Origin of the sequence: Bacillus sp. GBSW19 (genome assembly GCF_002998655.1) — a bacterium.
GTDB lineage: Bacteria > Bacillota > Bacilli > Bacillales > Bacillaceae > Bacillus.
In genome coordinates, this window is record NZ_PVRF01000004.1 from 287,814 (window position 1) to 304,798 (window position 16,985).

The 16,985-nt window shown below is 42.4% G+C and carries 17 protein-coding genes and 1 pseudogene; 14 read left to right on the forward strand and 4 right to left on the reverse strand.

Annotated elements, in window-relative coordinates; all coding sequences use genetic code 11:
• Positions 1-110: 110 nt before the first annotated feature.
• Positions 111-1,211 carry an A/G-specific adenine glycosylase gene (gene mutY, locus C6344_RS17710; RefSeq protein ID WP_106031311.1) on the forward strand — a complete coding sequence of 367 codons (1,101 nt, stop codon included), beginning with the start codon at positions 111-113 and terminating at the stop codon, positions 1,209-1,211.
• On the opposite strand, the gene C6344_RS17715 is transcribed toward mutY, so the two are convergent.
• A complete protein-coding gene (locus tag C6344_RS17715; protein WP_060595815.1) occupies positions 1,198-1,422 on the reverse strand; it encodes a hypothetical protein in 225 nt (74 codons plus the stop codon). The genes mutY and C6344_RS17715 overlap by 14 nt on opposite strands.
• An 81-nt stretch (positions 1,423-1,503) precedes the next feature.
• Here C6344_RS17715 and fabL point away from each other — a divergent pair, with 81 nt between their 5' ends.
• The 10 genes and pseudogenes from fabL (at position 1,504) to C6344_RS17765 (ending at position 11,169) form a co-directional block, all read left to right on the forward strand.
• Positions 1,504-2,256 (forward strand): enoyl-[acyl-carrier-protein] reductase FabL, encoded by a 753-nt coding sequence (gene fabL / locus C6344_RS17720; RefSeq protein ID WP_024425211.1) that lies wholly within the window; start codon positions 1,504-1,506, stop codon positions 2,254-2,256.
• 75 nt (positions 2,257-2,331) lie between these two features.
• Positions 2,332-2,481: pseudogene (locus C6344_RS17725) on the forward strand (gamma-type small acid-soluble spore protein); the annotation flags it as partial.
• Positions 2,482-2,655: 174 nt separating this feature from the next.
• A complete protein-coding gene (locus C6344_RS17730) occupies positions 2,656-2,916 on the forward strand; it encodes a YgaB family protein (protein WP_106072578.1) in 261 nt (86 codons plus the stop codon).
• Positions 2,917-3,059: 143 nt separating this feature from the next.
• Positions 3,060-3,590, forward strand: coding sequence for a nucleoside tri-diphosphate phosphatase (gene ntdP, locus C6344_RS17735; protein WP_012009337.1), 531 nt, complete (start codon positions 3,060-3,062; stop codon positions 3,588-3,590).
• Between the two features lie 94 nt (positions 3,591-3,684).
• Positions 3,685-5,427, forward strand: coding sequence for an ABC transporter ATP-binding protein (locus tag C6344_RS17740; protein ID WP_060595817.1), 1,743 nt, complete (start codon positions 3,685-3,687; stop codon positions 5,425-5,427).
• A 112-nt stretch (positions 5,428-5,539) separates the two neighbouring features.
• Positions 5,540-6,562 carry an ABC transporter ATP-binding protein gene (locus C6344_RS17745; protein WP_106073164.1) on the forward strand — a complete coding sequence of 341 codons (1,023 nt, stop codon included), beginning with the start codon at positions 5,540-5,542 and terminating at the stop codon, positions 6,560-6,562.
• Positions 6,531-7,508: an ABC transporter ATP-binding protein gene (locus tag C6344_RS17750; RefSeq protein ID WP_106073165.1), complete on the forward strand. Its 978-nt coding sequence runs from the start codon at positions 6,531-6,533 to the stop codon at positions 7,506-7,508. Before C6344_RS17745 ends, C6344_RS17750 begins: the two co-directional genes overlap by 32 nt.
• The gene (locus C6344_RS17755) at positions 7,483-9,069 is read left to right on the forward strand and encodes an ABC transporter substrate-binding protein (protein ID WP_060595820.1); all 1,587 of its coding nucleotides are present in this window, start codon (positions 7,483-7,485) and stop codon (positions 9,067-9,069) included. Before C6344_RS17750 ends, C6344_RS17755 begins: the two co-directional genes overlap by 26 nt.
• Before the next feature lie 184 nt (positions 9,070-9,253).
• Complete coding sequence (locus tag C6344_RS17760; RefSeq protein ID WP_060595826.1) at positions 9,254-10,255, forward strand: ABC transporter permease; 1,002 nt, start codon at positions 9,254-9,256, stop codon at positions 10,253-10,255.
• Between the two features lie 17 nt (positions 10,256-10,272).
• Positions 10,273-11,169 carry an ABC transporter permease gene (locus C6344_RS17765; protein ID WP_106037154.1) on the forward strand — a complete coding sequence of 299 codons (897 nt, stop codon included), beginning with the start codon at positions 10,273-10,275 and terminating at the stop codon, positions 11,167-11,169.
• A gap of 229 nt (positions 11,170-11,398) precedes the next feature.
• On the opposite strand, the gene C6344_RS17770 is transcribed toward C6344_RS17765, so the two are convergent.
• Positions 11,399-12,472, reverse strand: coding sequence for an FUSC family protein (locus C6344_RS17770; RefSeq protein ID WP_106039502.1), 1,074 nt, complete (start codon positions 12,470-12,472; stop codon positions 11,399-11,401).
• A gap of 246 nt (positions 12,473-12,718) precedes the next feature.
• On the reverse strand, positions 12,719-14,014 hold the full coding sequence (locus C6344_RS17775; RefSeq protein ID WP_034664957.1) for a glutamate-1-semialdehyde 2,1-aminomutase: 1,296 nt from the start codon (positions 14,012-14,014) through the stop codon (positions 12,719-12,721).
• A gap of 129 nt (positions 14,015-14,143) precedes the next feature.
• On the opposite strand from C6344_RS17775, the gene bcp reads away from it, so the two are divergent.
• Both bcp and perR read left to right on the forward strand, forming a co-directional pair.
• Positions 14,144-14,611 (forward strand): thioredoxin-dependent thiol peroxidase, encoded by a 468-nt coding sequence (gene bcp, locus C6344_RS17780; protein ID WP_034664955.1) that lies wholly within the window; start codon positions 14,144-14,146, stop codon positions 14,609-14,611.
• 157 nt (positions 14,612-14,768) lie between these two features.
• Entirely contained in the window at positions 14,769-15,206 is a 438-nt protein-coding gene (perR, locus tag C6344_RS17785) for a peroxide-responsive transcriptional repressor PerR (protein WP_012009347.1), read from the forward strand.
• 34 nt (positions 15,207-15,240) lie between these two features.
• Here the strand turns inward: perR and C6344_RS17790 are convergent, their stop codons facing one another.
• Positions 15,241-15,588 carry a YgzB family protein gene (locus C6344_RS17790; RefSeq protein ID WP_024425201.1) on the reverse strand — a complete coding sequence of 116 codons (348 nt, stop codon included), beginning with the start codon at positions 15,586-15,588 and terminating at the stop codon, positions 15,241-15,243.
• A 189-nt stretch (positions 15,589-15,777) separates the two neighbouring features.
• On the opposite strand from C6344_RS17790, the gene C6344_RS17795 reads away from it, so the two are divergent.
• A complete protein-coding gene (locus tag C6344_RS17795; protein ID WP_034664951.1) occupies positions 15,778-16,656 on the forward strand; it encodes a nucleotidyltransferase-like protein in 879 nt (292 codons plus the stop codon).
• Positions 16,657-16,985 lie beyond the last annotated feature (329 nt).

The following is a 16,985-nucleotide window of genomic DNA, read 5'->3' on the forward strand; positions in this document are numbered from 1 at the left end:
TTGCTTTGTCTTGATTTAATGTAACATGTTAACGTATCTACAAACAGTATACAACAAATAAGGTTCTTTTCAGAACGTTAGCCCTCGGTTCAATGAGAAGGAGTATAGATATGAAAGACATTCAAGAAAAGCTGGACCGCAAAGATATTGCGGGATTTCAGCATGATTTAATTGATTGGTATGAAAAAGAACAACGAACACTACCGTGGCGTGAAAATCAAGATCCATACCGCGTATGGGTATCAGAAGTAATGCTCCAGCAAACGAGGGTGGATACGGTCATTCCGTACTTCAACCGGTTTATGGAGCAATTCCCGACGGTGAAAGATCTTGCTTTAGCTGATGAAGAAAAGGTCATGAAAGCATGGGAAGGTCTTGGCTACTACTCAAGAGTGCGTAATTTACAGGCAGCTGTGAAAGAAGTATATGAATCCTACGGGGGCGTTGTCCCTGATTCGAAAGAGCAGTTTTCAAAGCTTAAAGGTGTAGGTCCGTATACGAGCGGTGCAGTGCTGAGTATCGCCTATAACAAGCCGTACCCTGCGGTAGACGGCAACGTCATGAGGGTCATTTCCCGTATTTTGTCTGTATGGGATGATATAGCAAAACCAAAAACGAGAAATATTTTCGAGTTTGCGGTCGATCAGCTCATTTCCCGGGAAAAGCCGTCAGAATTCAATCAAGGGCTGATGGAGCTAGGTGCGCTCATTTGCACCCCAACATCCCCTGCATGCCTCATTTGCCCTGTGAACATGCATTGCTCGGCACTTGAGGAGGGCGTTCAGCATGAGCTCCCAGTGAAAAGCAAAAAGAAAAAGCCGACTGCAAAATCAATGGCAGCAGCGGTGTTATTTGATGATGCAGGCAACCTATATATTCATAAGAGGCAAAGTACAGGTCTTCTTGCGAATTTATGGGAATTCCCTAACATGGAAACCATGAAGGGAAGAAAAACGGAAAAAGAGCAGCTGGTTGATTTCTTAAAAGAGGAGGCGGGTGTACAAGCGGAGCTTGGTGATTTAGAAGGCACCATTCAGCACGTATTTACCCACCTCATCTGGAATATTTCTGTTTTCTTTGGACGAGTTACCTCTGTATCTGATGACACGATGCTGAAAAAAGTCACAACAGAGGAATTTGAGGCATATGCTTTGCCAGTCTCACACCAAAAAATCTGGAAGATGGCACTTGAAGAGCCTAGTCGTATTTAACCGTTGTACCATGAGTATAATCGGCTTCATTTCTGTGCAGACCCCCGCGGTCTTCAATTTCAGAAATGATTTCTCGATACTTAGATTGCCCTTCTTCGTTCAAATAAGGTAAAATTTGTTGGAAAGCATGATGAAAGAAAGCAAGCTCAGTATCTTTCCATTGATCCTTGGACATCATGCCAAGCTGGCTTAAATCGCGTCCGACATACATGAATGTAACCTCCTAATAGGAATTTTCCTATTAGTGTGAAGCGAATGAACGAAAACTATTCAAATCAGGAGATGAACCATAATGAGTCAACGTAAATGTGCATTAATTACAGGCAGCAGCAGAGGAGTAGGGAAAGAAGTAGCCCTTCGCCTGGCTGAAAAAGGATATGACATTGTCATTAACTATGCGAGAAGCAAAAAAGCCGCACTTGAAACAGCGGAAGAAATTGAAGCGATGGGCGTGAAAACATTGGTCGTGAAAGCCAATGTAGGCCAGCCTGAGAAAATCAAAGATATGTTTCAGCAAATCGATGAAACCTTTGGCCGTTTAGATGTATTTGTGAACAATGCGGCATCAGGTGTTCAGCGTCCAATCATGGACCTTGAAGAAAATCATTGGGACTGGACGATGAATATCAATGCGAAGGCTTTGTTATTCTGCGGACAAGAAGCGGCGAAATTAATGGAGAAAAATGGCGGCGGACATATCGTCAGCATTAGCTCACTAGGCTCTATTCGCTATCTTGAAAATTACACAGTAGTCGGCGTCTCAAAAGCAGCATTAGAAGCATTGACGCGTTATCTATCTGTGGAGCTGTCACAAAAAAATATCGTCGTGAATGCCGTATCTGGCGGCGCGATCGATACAGATGCACTTAAGCACTTCCCGAACCGCGAAGAGCTTTTAGAAGACGCCAAGAAAAATACACCAGCTGGCCGAATGGTGGAAATTAAAGACATGGTCGACAGCGTGGAATTCCTTGTATCAGGCAAGGCAGACATGATTAGAGGACAGACGATTATTGTGGATGGCGGACGTTCTTTGCTTGTTTAAAAAAATCATGAATAGGATGTACACCTTCTGCACAAATTAATGTGCGTGGAGGTGATAATGATGGATCAACAACAAAACAAAACAAACGCACAACAAGTGAAGAAACAAAACCAAGCTTCTGCACAAGGCGGTCAATTTGGTACTGAATTTGCTAGTGAGACTGACGTACAGCAAGTAAAAAAATACAACCAAAAAGCTGAGCAAAACAAACAACAAAACAGCTAATCACTGAAACAAAGGAAAGCACTTCATCTACGAATGAAGTGCTTTTCTTTTTGCCTCTCCCCACCATCCGACAAAACCTGTAAAACCTCTACATAAACAGTCAAAGGATTTCCTCCTTCTTTCAAGAAATGGTATACAGACAAAAAGTGGATTCGATGAAAAGGGAGGAGTTAGATGTCTGATTTCGATCAGCTTGTAAAAGAACAAATGCAGCTCATGGATCAACTGCTCAATGTACAGGGGGAACTCGATCTATGCTTAGAAACAGAAAAACAATTGCTGCAGGATGAAAAAAAAGAAGAGTGGCATAGGCTTTGTGATCAAATCAAACAGAAACGGGAGGAACTGCAAAAAGTCCAAACCTTATTTACAAAACAGACAGAAGAGGTCATCAATTCATACAAGCAGATGGAAAAGAGTTCAACCGTGATGTAAGACAGTGTGCCGTTCAATTGGGTTGAATGGCTTTTTCATTTCATTTTTTAATGATGTAACGGTATAATATAATAGAGACATGTTTAGTTGGGAAATTAGGTCTTTGGACTGTTAGGTTTGTTATAGAAAGTAGGGGAGAAAATATGGGCTATCCCAAGGAAGGAGAAACCATCCAAATTCAAAGCTATAAACACAATGGCTTGATCCACAGGATTTGGAATGAAACCACCATTCTGAAAGCAACGGAATTGTGTATCATTGGTGCAAACGACCGTACAATGGTGACTGAATCCGACGGCCGTACTTGGATGACGAGAGAACCGGCTATTTGCTATTTCCATGCAAAACAATGGTTTAATGTGATTGGGATGCTTAGAGATGATGGGGTATATTATTACTGCAACATCAGCTCTCCTTTTGCGACAGATGAAGAAGCAATTAAGTATATTGATTACGATTTAGATGTCAAAGTCTTTCCAGACATGACGTACAATATTTTGGATGAGGATGAATATGCAGATCATAAGAGGCAGATGAATTATCCAAAGGAAATCGATAGTATCTTAAGAGAGCATCTGAATACATTATTGCATTGGATTCACCAGCGGAAAGGTCCGTTTGCTCCTGAATTTGTGGATATGTGGTATGAACGTTTTTTACATTATACAAAATAAGCAAGAGCAGCAAAAACCTGTTTGGCTTTTTAGGCTAACAGGTTTTTGACTGCGTACGGATAAGAGGCACTGATAGATTGGGAAGGAGATTTACATGGGGGTCATTAAACGCTACATGGCTTTTGTTACACCGTATAAAAAACAGATTGCATTGACAATGGTCATCGGGATGATCAAGTTCTCGATTCCCTTAACATTGCCTCTGCTTTTAAAGTATGTCATTGATGATGTCATTCAAGGCTCGGGGTCGGCTGAAGAAAAGACATCCTCTCTATTAATCATTATGGGAATCATGCTCGTCTTATTTTTAGTGATGAGACCGCCTGTTGAATACTATAGACAATACTATGCGCAATGGACAGGCAGTAAGGTATTGTTTGATATTCGGGAAAAGCTGTTTTCGCATATTCAAAAGCTCAGCCTTCGTTATTATGCTAACACGAGAACAGGGGAAATTATTTCAAGGGTCATCAACGATGTGGAGCAGACAAAAGAGTTTGTCATCACAGGTCTTATGAACATTTGGCTTGATTTGATGACCGTGCTGATCGTGATCGCCATTATGTGTACACTGGACATCAAGCTCACCATCGTGTCTGTCATTATTTTTCCGCTATATGCGTTTGCAGTGAAGTATTTTTACGGCAGGCTTCGCAAGCTGACAAAAGAGCGGTCGCAGGCGCTGGCTGAAGTGCAAGGGCATCTGCATGAGCGGGTACAAGGTATGCCAGTCATTCGGAGCTTTGCCATTGAAGAATATGAACAAGAACATTTTCATGATGAAAACAAAAATTTCTTAAACAAAGCGATCAATCACACGAATTGGAACGCCAAAACATTTGCCGTCGTCAATACCATCACTGACATTGCACCGCTATTAATCATTGCATTTGCTGGCTACACCGTAATTAATGGATCACTTTCGATCGGGACTATGATTGCCTTTGTCGGTTATATTGACCGGATGTACAACCCGATTCGCCGCCTCATTAACTCATCCACGACTTTAACTCAGTCGGTGGCGTCAATGGATCGTATCTTTGAATTTATTGATGAGCCATATGAGGTCACAGATCGGCCGAATGCGAAAGAAGCCGATCATTTAAAAGGTGAGGTCGAATTTAAAAATGTGTCGTTTCGTTATGAACACACACAGGAAGAGATTCTGCACAATATCTCCTTGAAAGTAGAAAAAGGACAAACGGTTGCGCTTGTAGGAATGAGCGGTGGAGGGAAGTCGACACTCGTCAGCTTAATTCCAAGGTTTTATGATGTCACAAACGGGTCACTTGAAATTGACGGCATCGATATCAAAGAGTACAAAGCAAGGAGCCTTCGAAATCAAGTCGGAATGGTGCTGCAGGATACATTCTTATTCAGTGACACGATTAAAGAAAATATTGCGGTGGGAGACCCAGAAGCATCTTTTGAAAAAATCGTTTCGGCTGCAAAAGCGGCAAATGCCCATGATTTTATTATGTCTCTTCCTGAAGGATATGACACGAAGGTAGGAGAACGGGGCGTGAAGCTGTCAGGCGGTCAAAAACAGCGTATTTCAATTGCAAGGGTCTTTCTTAAAAATCCACCGCTTTTGATTTTAGATGAAGCGACGTCTGCACTTGATTTAGAAAGTGAACATTACATTCAAGAAGCGATGCAAAAGCTAGCGAAGGATCGTACAACCTTTATTGTCGCGCACCGCTTATCGACGATTACTCATGCTGACCTCATTGTCGTCATGGAACAAGGCGAGATTGTGGAAAAAGGAACACACGAAGAATTAATGAACAGAGACAGCCACTATCGCCATCTATTTACCATTCAAACATTAAATTAGTAGAAGCCTATCCGATTCTAGCGGATAGGCTTTTTTATGCTTGTCAAAAACATGACATATTTCCCAGCTTGTCTCAATACAATTTTAAAAAGTATGACGGGGTGGTGAATATGTGAAAGAACAAGACGTGCTGCTAGATGTCAAACAGCTGTCCATTGCGTTTCAGCAAAAAAAGCAAAAAGTACCCATCGTCCATCACATATCGTTCTCGATTCAAAAAGGGGAAACCTTAGGGATTGTTGGCGAATCTGGCTGCGGGAAAAGTATCACATCTATGTCATTAATGGGCCTGAACCAGCAAACAGACACAACGGGTGAAGTTCAATTCGAAGGGCAAAACCTGCTGTCGCTTTCAGAAAAACAGTGGCGAGAGATAAGAGGGAATGACATTTCGATGATTTTTCAAGAGCCAATGACCTCTCTGAACCCATTAATGACCATCGGCAAACAAATGACGGAAGCCCTTTTCACACATCAAGCAATCGGTCAAAAAGAAGCAAAAGCGAAGGCGATTGATCTGCTTCAGACAGTCGGATTGAAGCAAGCCGAATCGTTACTTAAAAAATACCCGCATGAATTATCAGGCGGCATGCGCCAGCGTGTCATGATTGCGATGGCGATGCTTTGCCATCCAAAGCTCATGATCGCAGATGAACCGACAACTGCACTTGATGTGACCATCCAAGCGCAAATCCTTCGCCTGCTCAAAAAGCTAAACGAAGAGATGGACACCGCTATTTTATTTATAACCCATGATCTAGGCGTCGTGCGGCAAATATGCCAGCGAGTCATGATTATGTATGCCGGTCGAATTGTAGAAGAAGGAACCGTTGACCGTATTTTTCAAAAACCTCTGCATCCCTACACAAAAGGTCTTTTCGCCTCAGTTCCATCGTTTAAAGAGAAAAAAGAAAAGCTCATCTCTATTACAGGTCATGTACCTAAGCCGGGAACCATTCGATCCGGCTGTCAATTTGCACCACGCTGTCCTTATCAAATGGCGCAATGTCTTGAAGAAGATCCAGTTTTACAATCCATTGAACAGGACCACCGCGTGGCATGCTTTCTAATGGAAGGAGGAGAAGACACTGAGTCGCCCACTCTTGCAAGTGAATCAGCTGACAAAACGGTATGACACAGCCGCTTTTTTTTCTAAACACAAACATTCGACTCTGGCTTTAAATCAAGTGTCCTTTCACGTGAAGGAGGGGGAAACGCTAGGCATTGTCGGTGAATCAGGCTGCGGGAAATCAACACTTGGCAAAAGCTTAATGAGATTGACTGAACCGACGTCAGGCTCTATTCAACTGAAAGGGCAAGAAGTCACTCTTCTTAAAGAACGAGTCATGCGTTCTTTAAGAAAAGACATTCAAATGATTTTCCAAGATCCATACGCTTCATTAAATCCACGAATGAAAATCAAAGATATTTTAGAGGAACCGCTCATTGTTCATCGACATGGGACGAAAGCAGATAGACGAAAGCGGGTCAAAGAGATGCTGCATATTGTCGGATTTGACCCTTCCTACGGGGAGCGTTATGCGCACCAATTTAGCGGCGGACAAAGGCAGCGCATTGGTATCGCTAGAGCACTCATTACCCATCCAAGTCTTGTCATTGCGGATGAACCCGTTTCGGCTTTAGATGTATCCGTTCAAGCCCAAATTTTGAATTTGATGCTTGAATTGCAAAAGACGCTTTCTCTGACGTATCTGTTTATTTCTCACGATCTTGGCGTTGTCAAATATATGAGCGACCGAATCGCAGTCATGTATGCTGGCCGCATTGTTGAGATGGGGCCTGCCGAAGACGTGTTTCACAGCCCGCTTCATCCTTATACGTCGCTGCTTCTGAAATCCATTCCACATATGGACCACGTGCTGGAGACGCAAGATGTGTCAGCAGAAGAGTCCACAATGACGATAGAAGGCGGCTGTCCTTTCTACAAAAGGTGTCCAAAAAGGTGGGAGAAATGCCTAAAAGCAGTCCCTGCTTTGTATGAGGAGGAACCGGGGCACGCAGCGGCGTGTTACTTATATCAAAAGGAGGAACACAATGAAGAAGACATGGTTGTTCAGTAGTTTCATTTTTGTGCTGGCACTTGCACTGTTTTTGGGGGGATGCTCGTCCGCACCGTCATCAGAAGAAAAAGCAACAAAAGACACCCTCGTATTTGGCAGAGGAGGAGACTCCACTTCACTAGATCCGATCACAACGACAGAAGGCGAAACCTTCAAGGTCACAGAGAATATGTTTGAAAAGCTACTGAATTATGGTGAGAAAGACACGACCATCCATCCTGGTCTCGCAACAGACTGGGATGTTGCAAAGGACGGTAAATCGTACACGTTCTACTTGAGAGAAGGTGTGAAATTTCACGATGGCACAGACTTTAACGCAGAAGCAGTGAAATTCAACTTTGACCGCTGGATGAATGGTGATGCAGAAAAATTTCCTTACTATGGCATGTTTGGCGGCTATAAAAAAGATAAAGGACATGTGATTAAAGACATCATCGTCAAAGGAGAGCATGAAGTTGAATTTCAGCTAAAGCGCCCGCAGGCGACATTCCTTAAAAACATTGCTATGTCACCGTTTGGCATCGCAAGTCCTGCGGCTGTTGAAAAAAGCGGTGATTCTTTTCGTGAGAATCCAGTGGGAACAGGACCATTCAAGTTTAAAGAGTGGAAGCAAAACGACCGTATCGTGTTAGAAAAGAACGAAGATTACTGGCAGAAGGATAAACCAAAACTGAATCAAATCATCTTCCGCTCTATTCCAGAAAACTCGGCTCGTTTAAATGCCCTGAAAACAGGTGAGATCGATTTGATGGATGGCGTGAATCCGTCAGATTTAGATGGCATTAAAACGGATAAAGCACTCCAGCTTATTGAAAGACCATCAATGAACGTAGGCTATATCGGACTGACCGTCACAAGAAAGCCGCTTGATAACAAGCTCGTTCGTCAGGCACTCAATTACGCGGTCGATAAAGAATCCATCATTGAGTCATTTTATGGCGGACTTGCCGAGCCAGCAAAAAATCCCCTTCCCCCAGCTTTAGAAGGCTACAATGACGACATTGATCCATATCCGTATGATCCAGAAAAAGCGAAGGAACTTTTGAAAGAAGCGGGTTTTCCTGACGGCTTTCGCATCAAGCTTTGGGCGATGCCTGTACCGCGTCCATATATGCCAGATGGGATGAAGGTAGCAGAAGTCATTCAATCAAACTTTGAAAAGGTCGGCGTCAAAGCAGAAATTGTGACATATGACTGGGCGACCTATTTAGATAAGGCAAGTAAAGGGGAAGCAGATGTGTTCTTATTAGGGTGGACAGGGGACAATGGTGATCCTGATAATTTCATCTACACACTGCTGGACAAAGACAGCATTGGCGGCAACAACTATACATTCTTCGAAAACGATAAAATGCACGACATCCTCATTGAAGCGCAAACAAATACAGATCAAAAGAAACGAAATGACCTGTATAAAAAAGCGCAAGAAATCATTCATGATGAAGCACCTTGGATTCCATTGGTGCATTCGATCCCAATGCTTGCAGCATCTAATGATTTAAAAGGCTATCAGCCGCATCCAACTGGTTCAGAAGCTTTAACTGACGTGTATTTCGAATAAGCAAATAAGGGAGATCTTGTATCTCCCTTACAGCGTGTAGACAAACCCTCGCATTCGGTGTCAGTCCTGCGTTCCGGTGCTCACGAATGTCAAATTCGCTTCGCGCCAGTACTCGTCCTTCCTAGACTGCAAAGGTTTTCTATCACGCTGAAAAGAAGACAAAGAAAAAGGCGGTGAAAGCTGTTTGTTTGCTTATTGTATGAAGCGGGCAGGAATGCTCATCCCAGTATTGATTGGAATGACATTGGTCGTGTTTTCAATTATTCGGTTTATTCCAGGGAACCCAGCACAGGTCATCTTAGGACAGCGGGCAACGAAAGAGGCAGTAGAACAATTAACCATCCAGCTCGGTTTAAACCAGCCTTGGTATGTTCAATACGGACATTACATGCTGGGTCTTTTAAAAGGGGACTTAGGGACTTCGATACGAACAGGAGCGGCTATTGCCCAGGAAATGAAGCCTTACTTATTTGCGACGTTAGAATTGACCTTTTTTGCCATGGTGCTGGCGATTGTTGTGGGAGTGAATGCCGGAATCATTAGTGCTTGGTTTAAGCATTCCATCTTTGATTATGTCGCAATGTTTATTGCACTCATTGGAGTGTCTATGCCGATTTTCTGGTTAGGCTTAATGGGGCAGTGGCTGTTCTCGATCGAATTAGGTATTTTGCCGACGACGGGCCGAGAAAACGTAAGGAATCCAGTGGAGTCGATCACGTATATTCATACGCTGGACACGCTTTTGCAAGGCCGGTTTGATCAATTCACTGACAGCATCAAGCATTTGATATTACCAAGTACAGCTCTTGCGACAATTCCTGCTGCGATTATTGCAAGGATTACAAGGGCAAGTATGCTGGAAGTGCTTCATTCAGATTTTATTCGAACCGCAAAAGCAAAAGGGGTACGTTCATTTTTCATCATTTATCAGCATGGCCTGAAAAATGCGCTTATTCCGATCTTGACGATTATTGGTCTTCAAACAGGCCTCTTACTTGGCGGAGCCATTTTAACAGAGACCATTTTTGCTTGGCCGGGAATTGGCCGATATATATATGACGCCATCAGTTATCGTGATTATCCAGTCATTCAAACTGGCATTCTCGTCGTTGCGCTGATATTTGTCCTGATCAATTTCATCGTGGACATCTTGTATGCAGTCATTGATCCTAGGATTAAATATTAGGGAAGGAGAGTGACAACATGGAAGCACAAAAAGAGCTTGAACCACCTCAACCAAAAGAAGAACGCTCTCAATCATTGATTCTTGAATCGATGAAGCAGTTCTTTCAGCACAAGCTGGCGGTCATTGGCAGTGTGATTGTCTTTTTATTTCTTATCCTAGCGATATTCGCACCGCTCATTGCTCCTTATGGAATCAATGAACAATCTCTTGGTGAGCGATTTAGCGCCCCTTCAGCTGCGCACTGGTTTGGTACGGATGATTTCGGCAGAGATATATTTTCAAGAGTTGTGCATGGCGCGCGGATTTCCTTATGGGTTGGTTTCTTCTCGGTTCTCGGGTCTGTCATTTTAGGCACACTGCTTGGATTGATAGCAGGCTATGGCGGAAGAGTGCTAGATGCTGTGATCTCGAGATTGTTTGATATTTTACTCGCTTTTCCTAGTATTCTACTAGCGATTGCGATCGTCTCCATTTTAGGCCCCTCCTTACAAAATGCCCTTATTGCCATTGCGATCATTAATGTCCCAACCTTTGGACGGCTCGTTCGTTCAAAAGTGCTGAGTATTAAACAAGAAGAATACGTGCTGGCAGCAAAGGCGGTTGGGATGTCACACCGCCGCATCGTGCTGCGTCACATACTGCCAAATAGTATGGTGCCGGTCATCGTACAGGCGACGCTTGCGATCGGAACGGCGATTATCGAGGCAGCCGCTTTAGGCTTCTTAGGATTGGGTGCACAGGCACCAAGCCCAGAGTGGGGGAAAATGCTCGCCGATGCGAGACCTTATCTCGTGCAAGCCCCCTGGACATTAATTTTCCCAGGTGTAGCGATTATGCTGACAGTTTTGGGCTTTAACTTGATGGGAGATGGATTAAGAGACACACTGGATCCTAAAATGAAGAAAATAAAATAAGACCGATTCTAGTAATCGGTCTCAGCGCGCAGACAAACCCTCGCATTCGGTGTCAGTCCTGCGTGCCGGTGCTCACGAATGTTCAATTCGCTCCACTCCGGTACTCGTCCTTCCTAGACTGCAAAGGTTTTCTATCACGCTGAAAAGAAGACAAAGGGCTAAAATAAAGATCATTTTAGCCCTTTGTCAACAATCTAAGACCGATTCTAGGAATCGGTCTTTTCTCAATTTATGCTTCTTTTTCATCTGTCTCAATTTCACTGTCTTTTGGGTGATACGTCTGGAAGCTTGTAATCAATGTATCTAAATGCTCTAGTTCATCACGGTATTCGATGATGCTGGACATGACATTCAGCATATTGTAATCGAGCAAGTCGTTTTCTTGGTTTTGCTGATGCTGGATAAATGATTTCGTTAACGTTTCAAGGCGAAGAGAGCATTCGTTTTGAAATTCATCATCCTGCGGCTTCATTTTTCCGACAAACTTCATCAAGGTCCGCTCATGCCAATACAGTAAATAATCAATCTCATCCGTTAAGCTTTCCCGGAAATGCTCTGGCATCAAATGAATCTCATTTTCTAATTTATGAAGCTTTTTCAGCAAGTACAGAGCACGATTCGATGTCATAATTGCCTGTCTGAACAAAACGAGCTTTCTTGATTTTACATAGGTTGTTTTCTTTAAATAGCTTCGTTCCTCTTTGTATAACAAGTAAATGTGATCTAATTTGATCATGCGTTCTTTTATTTGATCGATGTCATCCTTTAAAGTGGAATGATCAGTAGACTGTCTGGAGGTCAGACGGATCCATTTTAAAATCTCCTCCGTATTTTCCATAATGTGATGAACAAGCTTTGTTTCATACTTTGGCGGCAGGAAGATTAAATTCACTAAAAATGAAGAAAGAACCCCTAACACCACAGTAGCTGTTCGGATTAAGGCAAAGGAAAGGAAATGATCCCCAGCACTTTCTAAAATCGCAATGACGGTTACAAGTGCAATTGGAATCGTGTGTTCAATCTTCAGCTTTAAATTAATGGCGATGACCATGACGGCGGTTAAACCGATAATGACTGGTCCTGTGCCAAAAAGCAGACCAAACGTAATGGCAAGTGCTGCTCCAATAATATTGGCTTGCACTTGATCAACAATCGTTAAAAAAGATCGATAAATAGATGGCTGGATAGCAAATACAGCTGCAATTCCCGCGAAGACGGGCGTTGGCAGCCCAAGCCATGTTGCCAGGTAAAGCGCGAGTACAATGGCAATACCAGTTTTTAAAATACGGGCTCCAAGTTTCATTGGTTTTGTCCCTGCATTCCTTTCTTTTTGATAATAGATGATCACTCGTCATTTATCATCAATATTTTGATGAACAACTAAGTAATATACAGCGGTCTTCCGAAATATTCAAGTGATTTTTGAAAGTTCATGAAAACATCAAAAGAAGGTATTGAGAAGAAATGTAACAGATTCGCACGCTTTTGACAAACAAGAGCTGATAAATAAAAAAACAGGCGCATTTTTTTTCGCCTGTTTTTGACCCTATTATGATTGTTTTAACTGTTCAAACGCATGATCTACTGCTTGCAGCGTCTCAGAAATATCTTTTTCAGTATGTGCGATCGTTAAGAACCAAGCTTCATATTTAGAAGGAGCGAGGTTAATCCCTTGAGAAAGCATTAATTTGAAGAAGCGGGCGAACATTTCGCCATCCGTATTTTCCGCCTGTTCATAGTTTACAATGGTTTCTTTTGTGAAATAAATCGTGAGAGCCCCTTTTAAGCGGTTCACCGTAATATCTACTTGATGTTTTTTTGCATGGGCTAAAATGCCTTCTTCTAGCATAGCGCCAAGCTGATCAAGGCGCTCGTAAACACCATCTTGTTTTAACACTTCCAAGCATGCAATACCAGAAAGAATGGATGCAGGATTTCCTGCCATCGTGCCAGCTTGATAGGCTGGTCCAAGAGGAGCGACTTGCTCCATAATTTCTTTTTTACCGCCGTAAGCACCGATCGGAAGTCCGCCGCCAATGATTTTTCCTAATGCAGTGAGGTCAGGTTTTACTTGAAGCAAGTCCTGTGCTCCTCCGTACATAAAGCGGAAAGCTGTAATCACTTCATCATAGATCACAAGTGCGCCCTTTTCATGAGTGAGGTCATTGACCTGCTGCAAGAAGCCGTCCTTAGGCTCCACGATGCCGAAGTTCCCGACAATTGGCTCGACAAGGACAGCTGCGACTTCATCGCCCCATCGATCCAATGCTTCTTTGTAGCTGTCAATATCATTAAATGGAACGGTAATGACTTCATTGGCAATGCTTTTTGGTACGCCTGCTGAATCAGGGGTTCCTAAAGTGGAAGGACCAGAGCCAGCTGCCACAAGCACAAGATCAGAGTGGCCGTGATAGCATCCGGCAAACTTAATGATCTTTGTTCTGCCTGTATATGCGCGCGCGACACGAATCGTTGTCATCACCGCTTCTGTTCCTGAATTGACAAAACGAACTTTGTCCAAAGCAGGCATGGCTTCCTTCAGCATTTTAGCAAAAGTGACTTCATGCTTCGTTGGCGTTCCGTAAAGGACACCTGTTTCAGCCGCTTTTGTAATAGCTTTTGTAATATGCGGGTGAGCATGTCCTGTAATAATTGGACCGTATGCTGCTAGATAATCGATATAGCGGTTTCCGTCAACATCCCAAAAATAAGCGCCTTCTCCTCTTTCCATAGCCACGGGTGAACCGCCGCCTACTGCCTTATATGAACGAGACGGACTGTTGACACCTCCAACGATATGCTCCAGCGCCTCTTGATGTAATTTTTCTGATTCTGTGAATTTCATAAATAGCCTCCTATCTCAACGTATCACGTCGTCTATCATTATTTTAACATGCCGATGCAAGCGTCCTGAGTTGAATATCCTCTCAAAATTGGATAGGCTAATTAAAAAATAGGTTGGAGGGATTGTGTCATGACAATCGAAATAGGCCAGCAAGTACCTGAAATCGAATTAACCGGTGACAATGGAGAGAAAGTAAAGCTTTCTGACTTTAAAGGAAAACATATTGTCCTTTATTTCTATCCAAAAGATATGACACCAGGCTGTACAACAGAAGCATGTGATTTCCGCGACCGCCATCAAAGCTTTGCAGAATTAGATGCTGTCATTATCGGCGTAAGCCCAGACAGTCAGGACAAGCACCAAAAGTTTAAAGAAAAACATGATTTACCGTTCCTGCTTCTTGTAGACGATGAACAGAAATTGTCTGAAGCCTTTGGGGTATGGAAGCTGAAAAAGAACTTTGGCAAAGAATACATGGGCATTGAACGTTCAACGTTTCTTATTAATAAAGAAGGAACGCTTGTGAAAGAATGGCGAAAAGTCAAGGTGAAAGACCACGTAGAAGAAGCGCTTGAGGAACTGAAAGCTCACGCTTAATATCATCACAGGATGAGATCGGCAGACATGCCGGTCTTTTTTGTGAAGAAGAATAGGTAAAAAAGAGGATTGTAATTGACAAAGATTCGGCTCTGGGGGTACACTATTTATAAAGATTATAATATAAGAATATTTTTGAAGAGAGGTGCATGATGAAATGGCTGCTCACGAACTAAAAGACGCTTTAGATGCTTTAAAAGAAACCGGTGTTCGAATTACTCCGCAGCGCCATGCCATCTTGGAGTTTCTCGTAAATTCTATGACTCACCCAACCGCGGACGATATATATAAAGCACTTGAAGGAAAATTTCCAAACATGAGTGTCGCAACGGTTTACAACAATTTACGAGTCTTCCGGGAATCTGGATTAGTAAAGGAATTAACGTACGGTGATTCCTCAAGCCGATTTGATTTTGCGACATCTGACCATTACCATGCGATTTGTGAAAACTGCGGAAAAATAGTGGACTTTCATTATCCTGGCCTTGATGAAGTTGAACAGCTTGCATCCCATGTGACGGGCTTTAAGGTCAGTCATCATCGCTTGGAGATCTATGGAACTTGTCAAGAATGTGCGAAAAAAGAAAATCATTAATGAAAAAGCTGACCGGTTAAATGGTCAGCTTTTTTTATGACTTTTTTCGATTGTAGGATTCATCAAACTCTTTGCCTTCTAATGCTGGATCGAGTGTAAGCGGCTCTCTGCAATGCATGCACATATCCACCCGCCCAAGCACTTTTGTTTCCTTCTCACAGCCTGGACAAACAACACGCACTGCCTTCGTAGAAAGCATACCAATCCAAAAGTAAACAGCTGTACTTAATCCGATCGATAAGACGCCGAGCAGCATAAAGAAAGTCGACAGCCAAATCGATTCCTTGAAGAACACACCGATATACATGATCAGAAAGCCAACAAAAACCAAACTAAGTGCAAATGTTCTGATTTTATTAATTTTACTGGAGTATTTCGCCATCCCTAGTCCCCCTTGTCTCCAATATAGCACATTTTACCTTTCCGTTTGAATTAGTTATAGAGTTTTGTGAATAAATTGCTTATAATGATTCAATGATCTTTTTTCTTGTATTGAAGGAATTTTGATTCTATGAGGAGAAATACATAGCATTAGAGAAGAACTTTACACCCGAGTATTGGAGGAATCACTATGGAAAATCTTCTCCGTCCTATTTATCAAGAGAGAGCAAGCCATCCAGACACATTAGCTGTGATTATAGTAGAAAGAAGACATAAAGTATCTTCTGAGACGGATAACTTTGATGCAGCACTTTTAGTCATCGTAAAAGAAGCGGAAGAGCCGTTATTTATCAAGCACTATGAATCCGATCACCAAACAGCTTCTTTAAATGTTGTCACAGATGATCAGCTGAAGGAATGGATTACCCTCGGCACTAACCGCCGAATCATTGATTGGATTTTGAATGGGAAAGTCCTATTTGATCGAAATGAATATATTTTCAACTTGATTGATGAACTGAGTACATTCCCGTTTTCAAACCGCAAACTTAAAATCGGTTTAGAATACGGCAAGCTCATTCGCAGATATATAGAAGGAAAAGCATTTTTTGAGTCAAATCAATTCCTTGATGCATATAATTCAATTGTGCATGCTCTGCATCATTTGGCACGTATTGAAGTGATCGATAAAGGCTTCCACCCAGAAGTGACGGTTTGGAATCAGGTGCGTCATATGGAACCGGAAGTATATAAACTTTATTCAGAACTCATTGAAAGCCACGAAAGTCTGCATAAGCGTTTGGAACTTTTATTTTTAGCAAATGATTTTTTGATCCATTCAAAAGCAGAAATTGGTGCCGCTCATTTGCGTCATGTCATGGAACAGCAAGATATATGGCTTTTTGGCGAGCTTCTCGCGCATCCTGATCTCAAGTATTTCACGCCTGACCTTAGCGTCATGATTGATTTCTTTGTGGAAAAAGGAATTGTTCAAGTGGAGCCGATTGAGACAAAGGGACAAAAAATCTATCATCGAGGATATTTTGTGAAAAAAGATATTGACGCATGAATATTATGATGGTATATTATTATACGTCGCTAACGAGCAACCAAGTTGCTTTGAAAGAAAAGCTGACAAAAAGAAATTATAAAAAACACTTGACGCACACAGCGCCGAAATGTTATATTGAGAAAGTCGCCTCTGAGCGACAATGAAGATGATCTTTGAAAACTAAACAAGACAAAACGTACCTGTTAATTCGAGTTTTTATAAAAAATCCTATGATACATCATAGGTAGTCAGTCAAACTGGCGAGGCAGGAAATGATCACATGCTAAGTTCGCTACATCGTGTAGCAACGCATGTGTGATATGCATCCTGCATACCTCGGAGAGTTT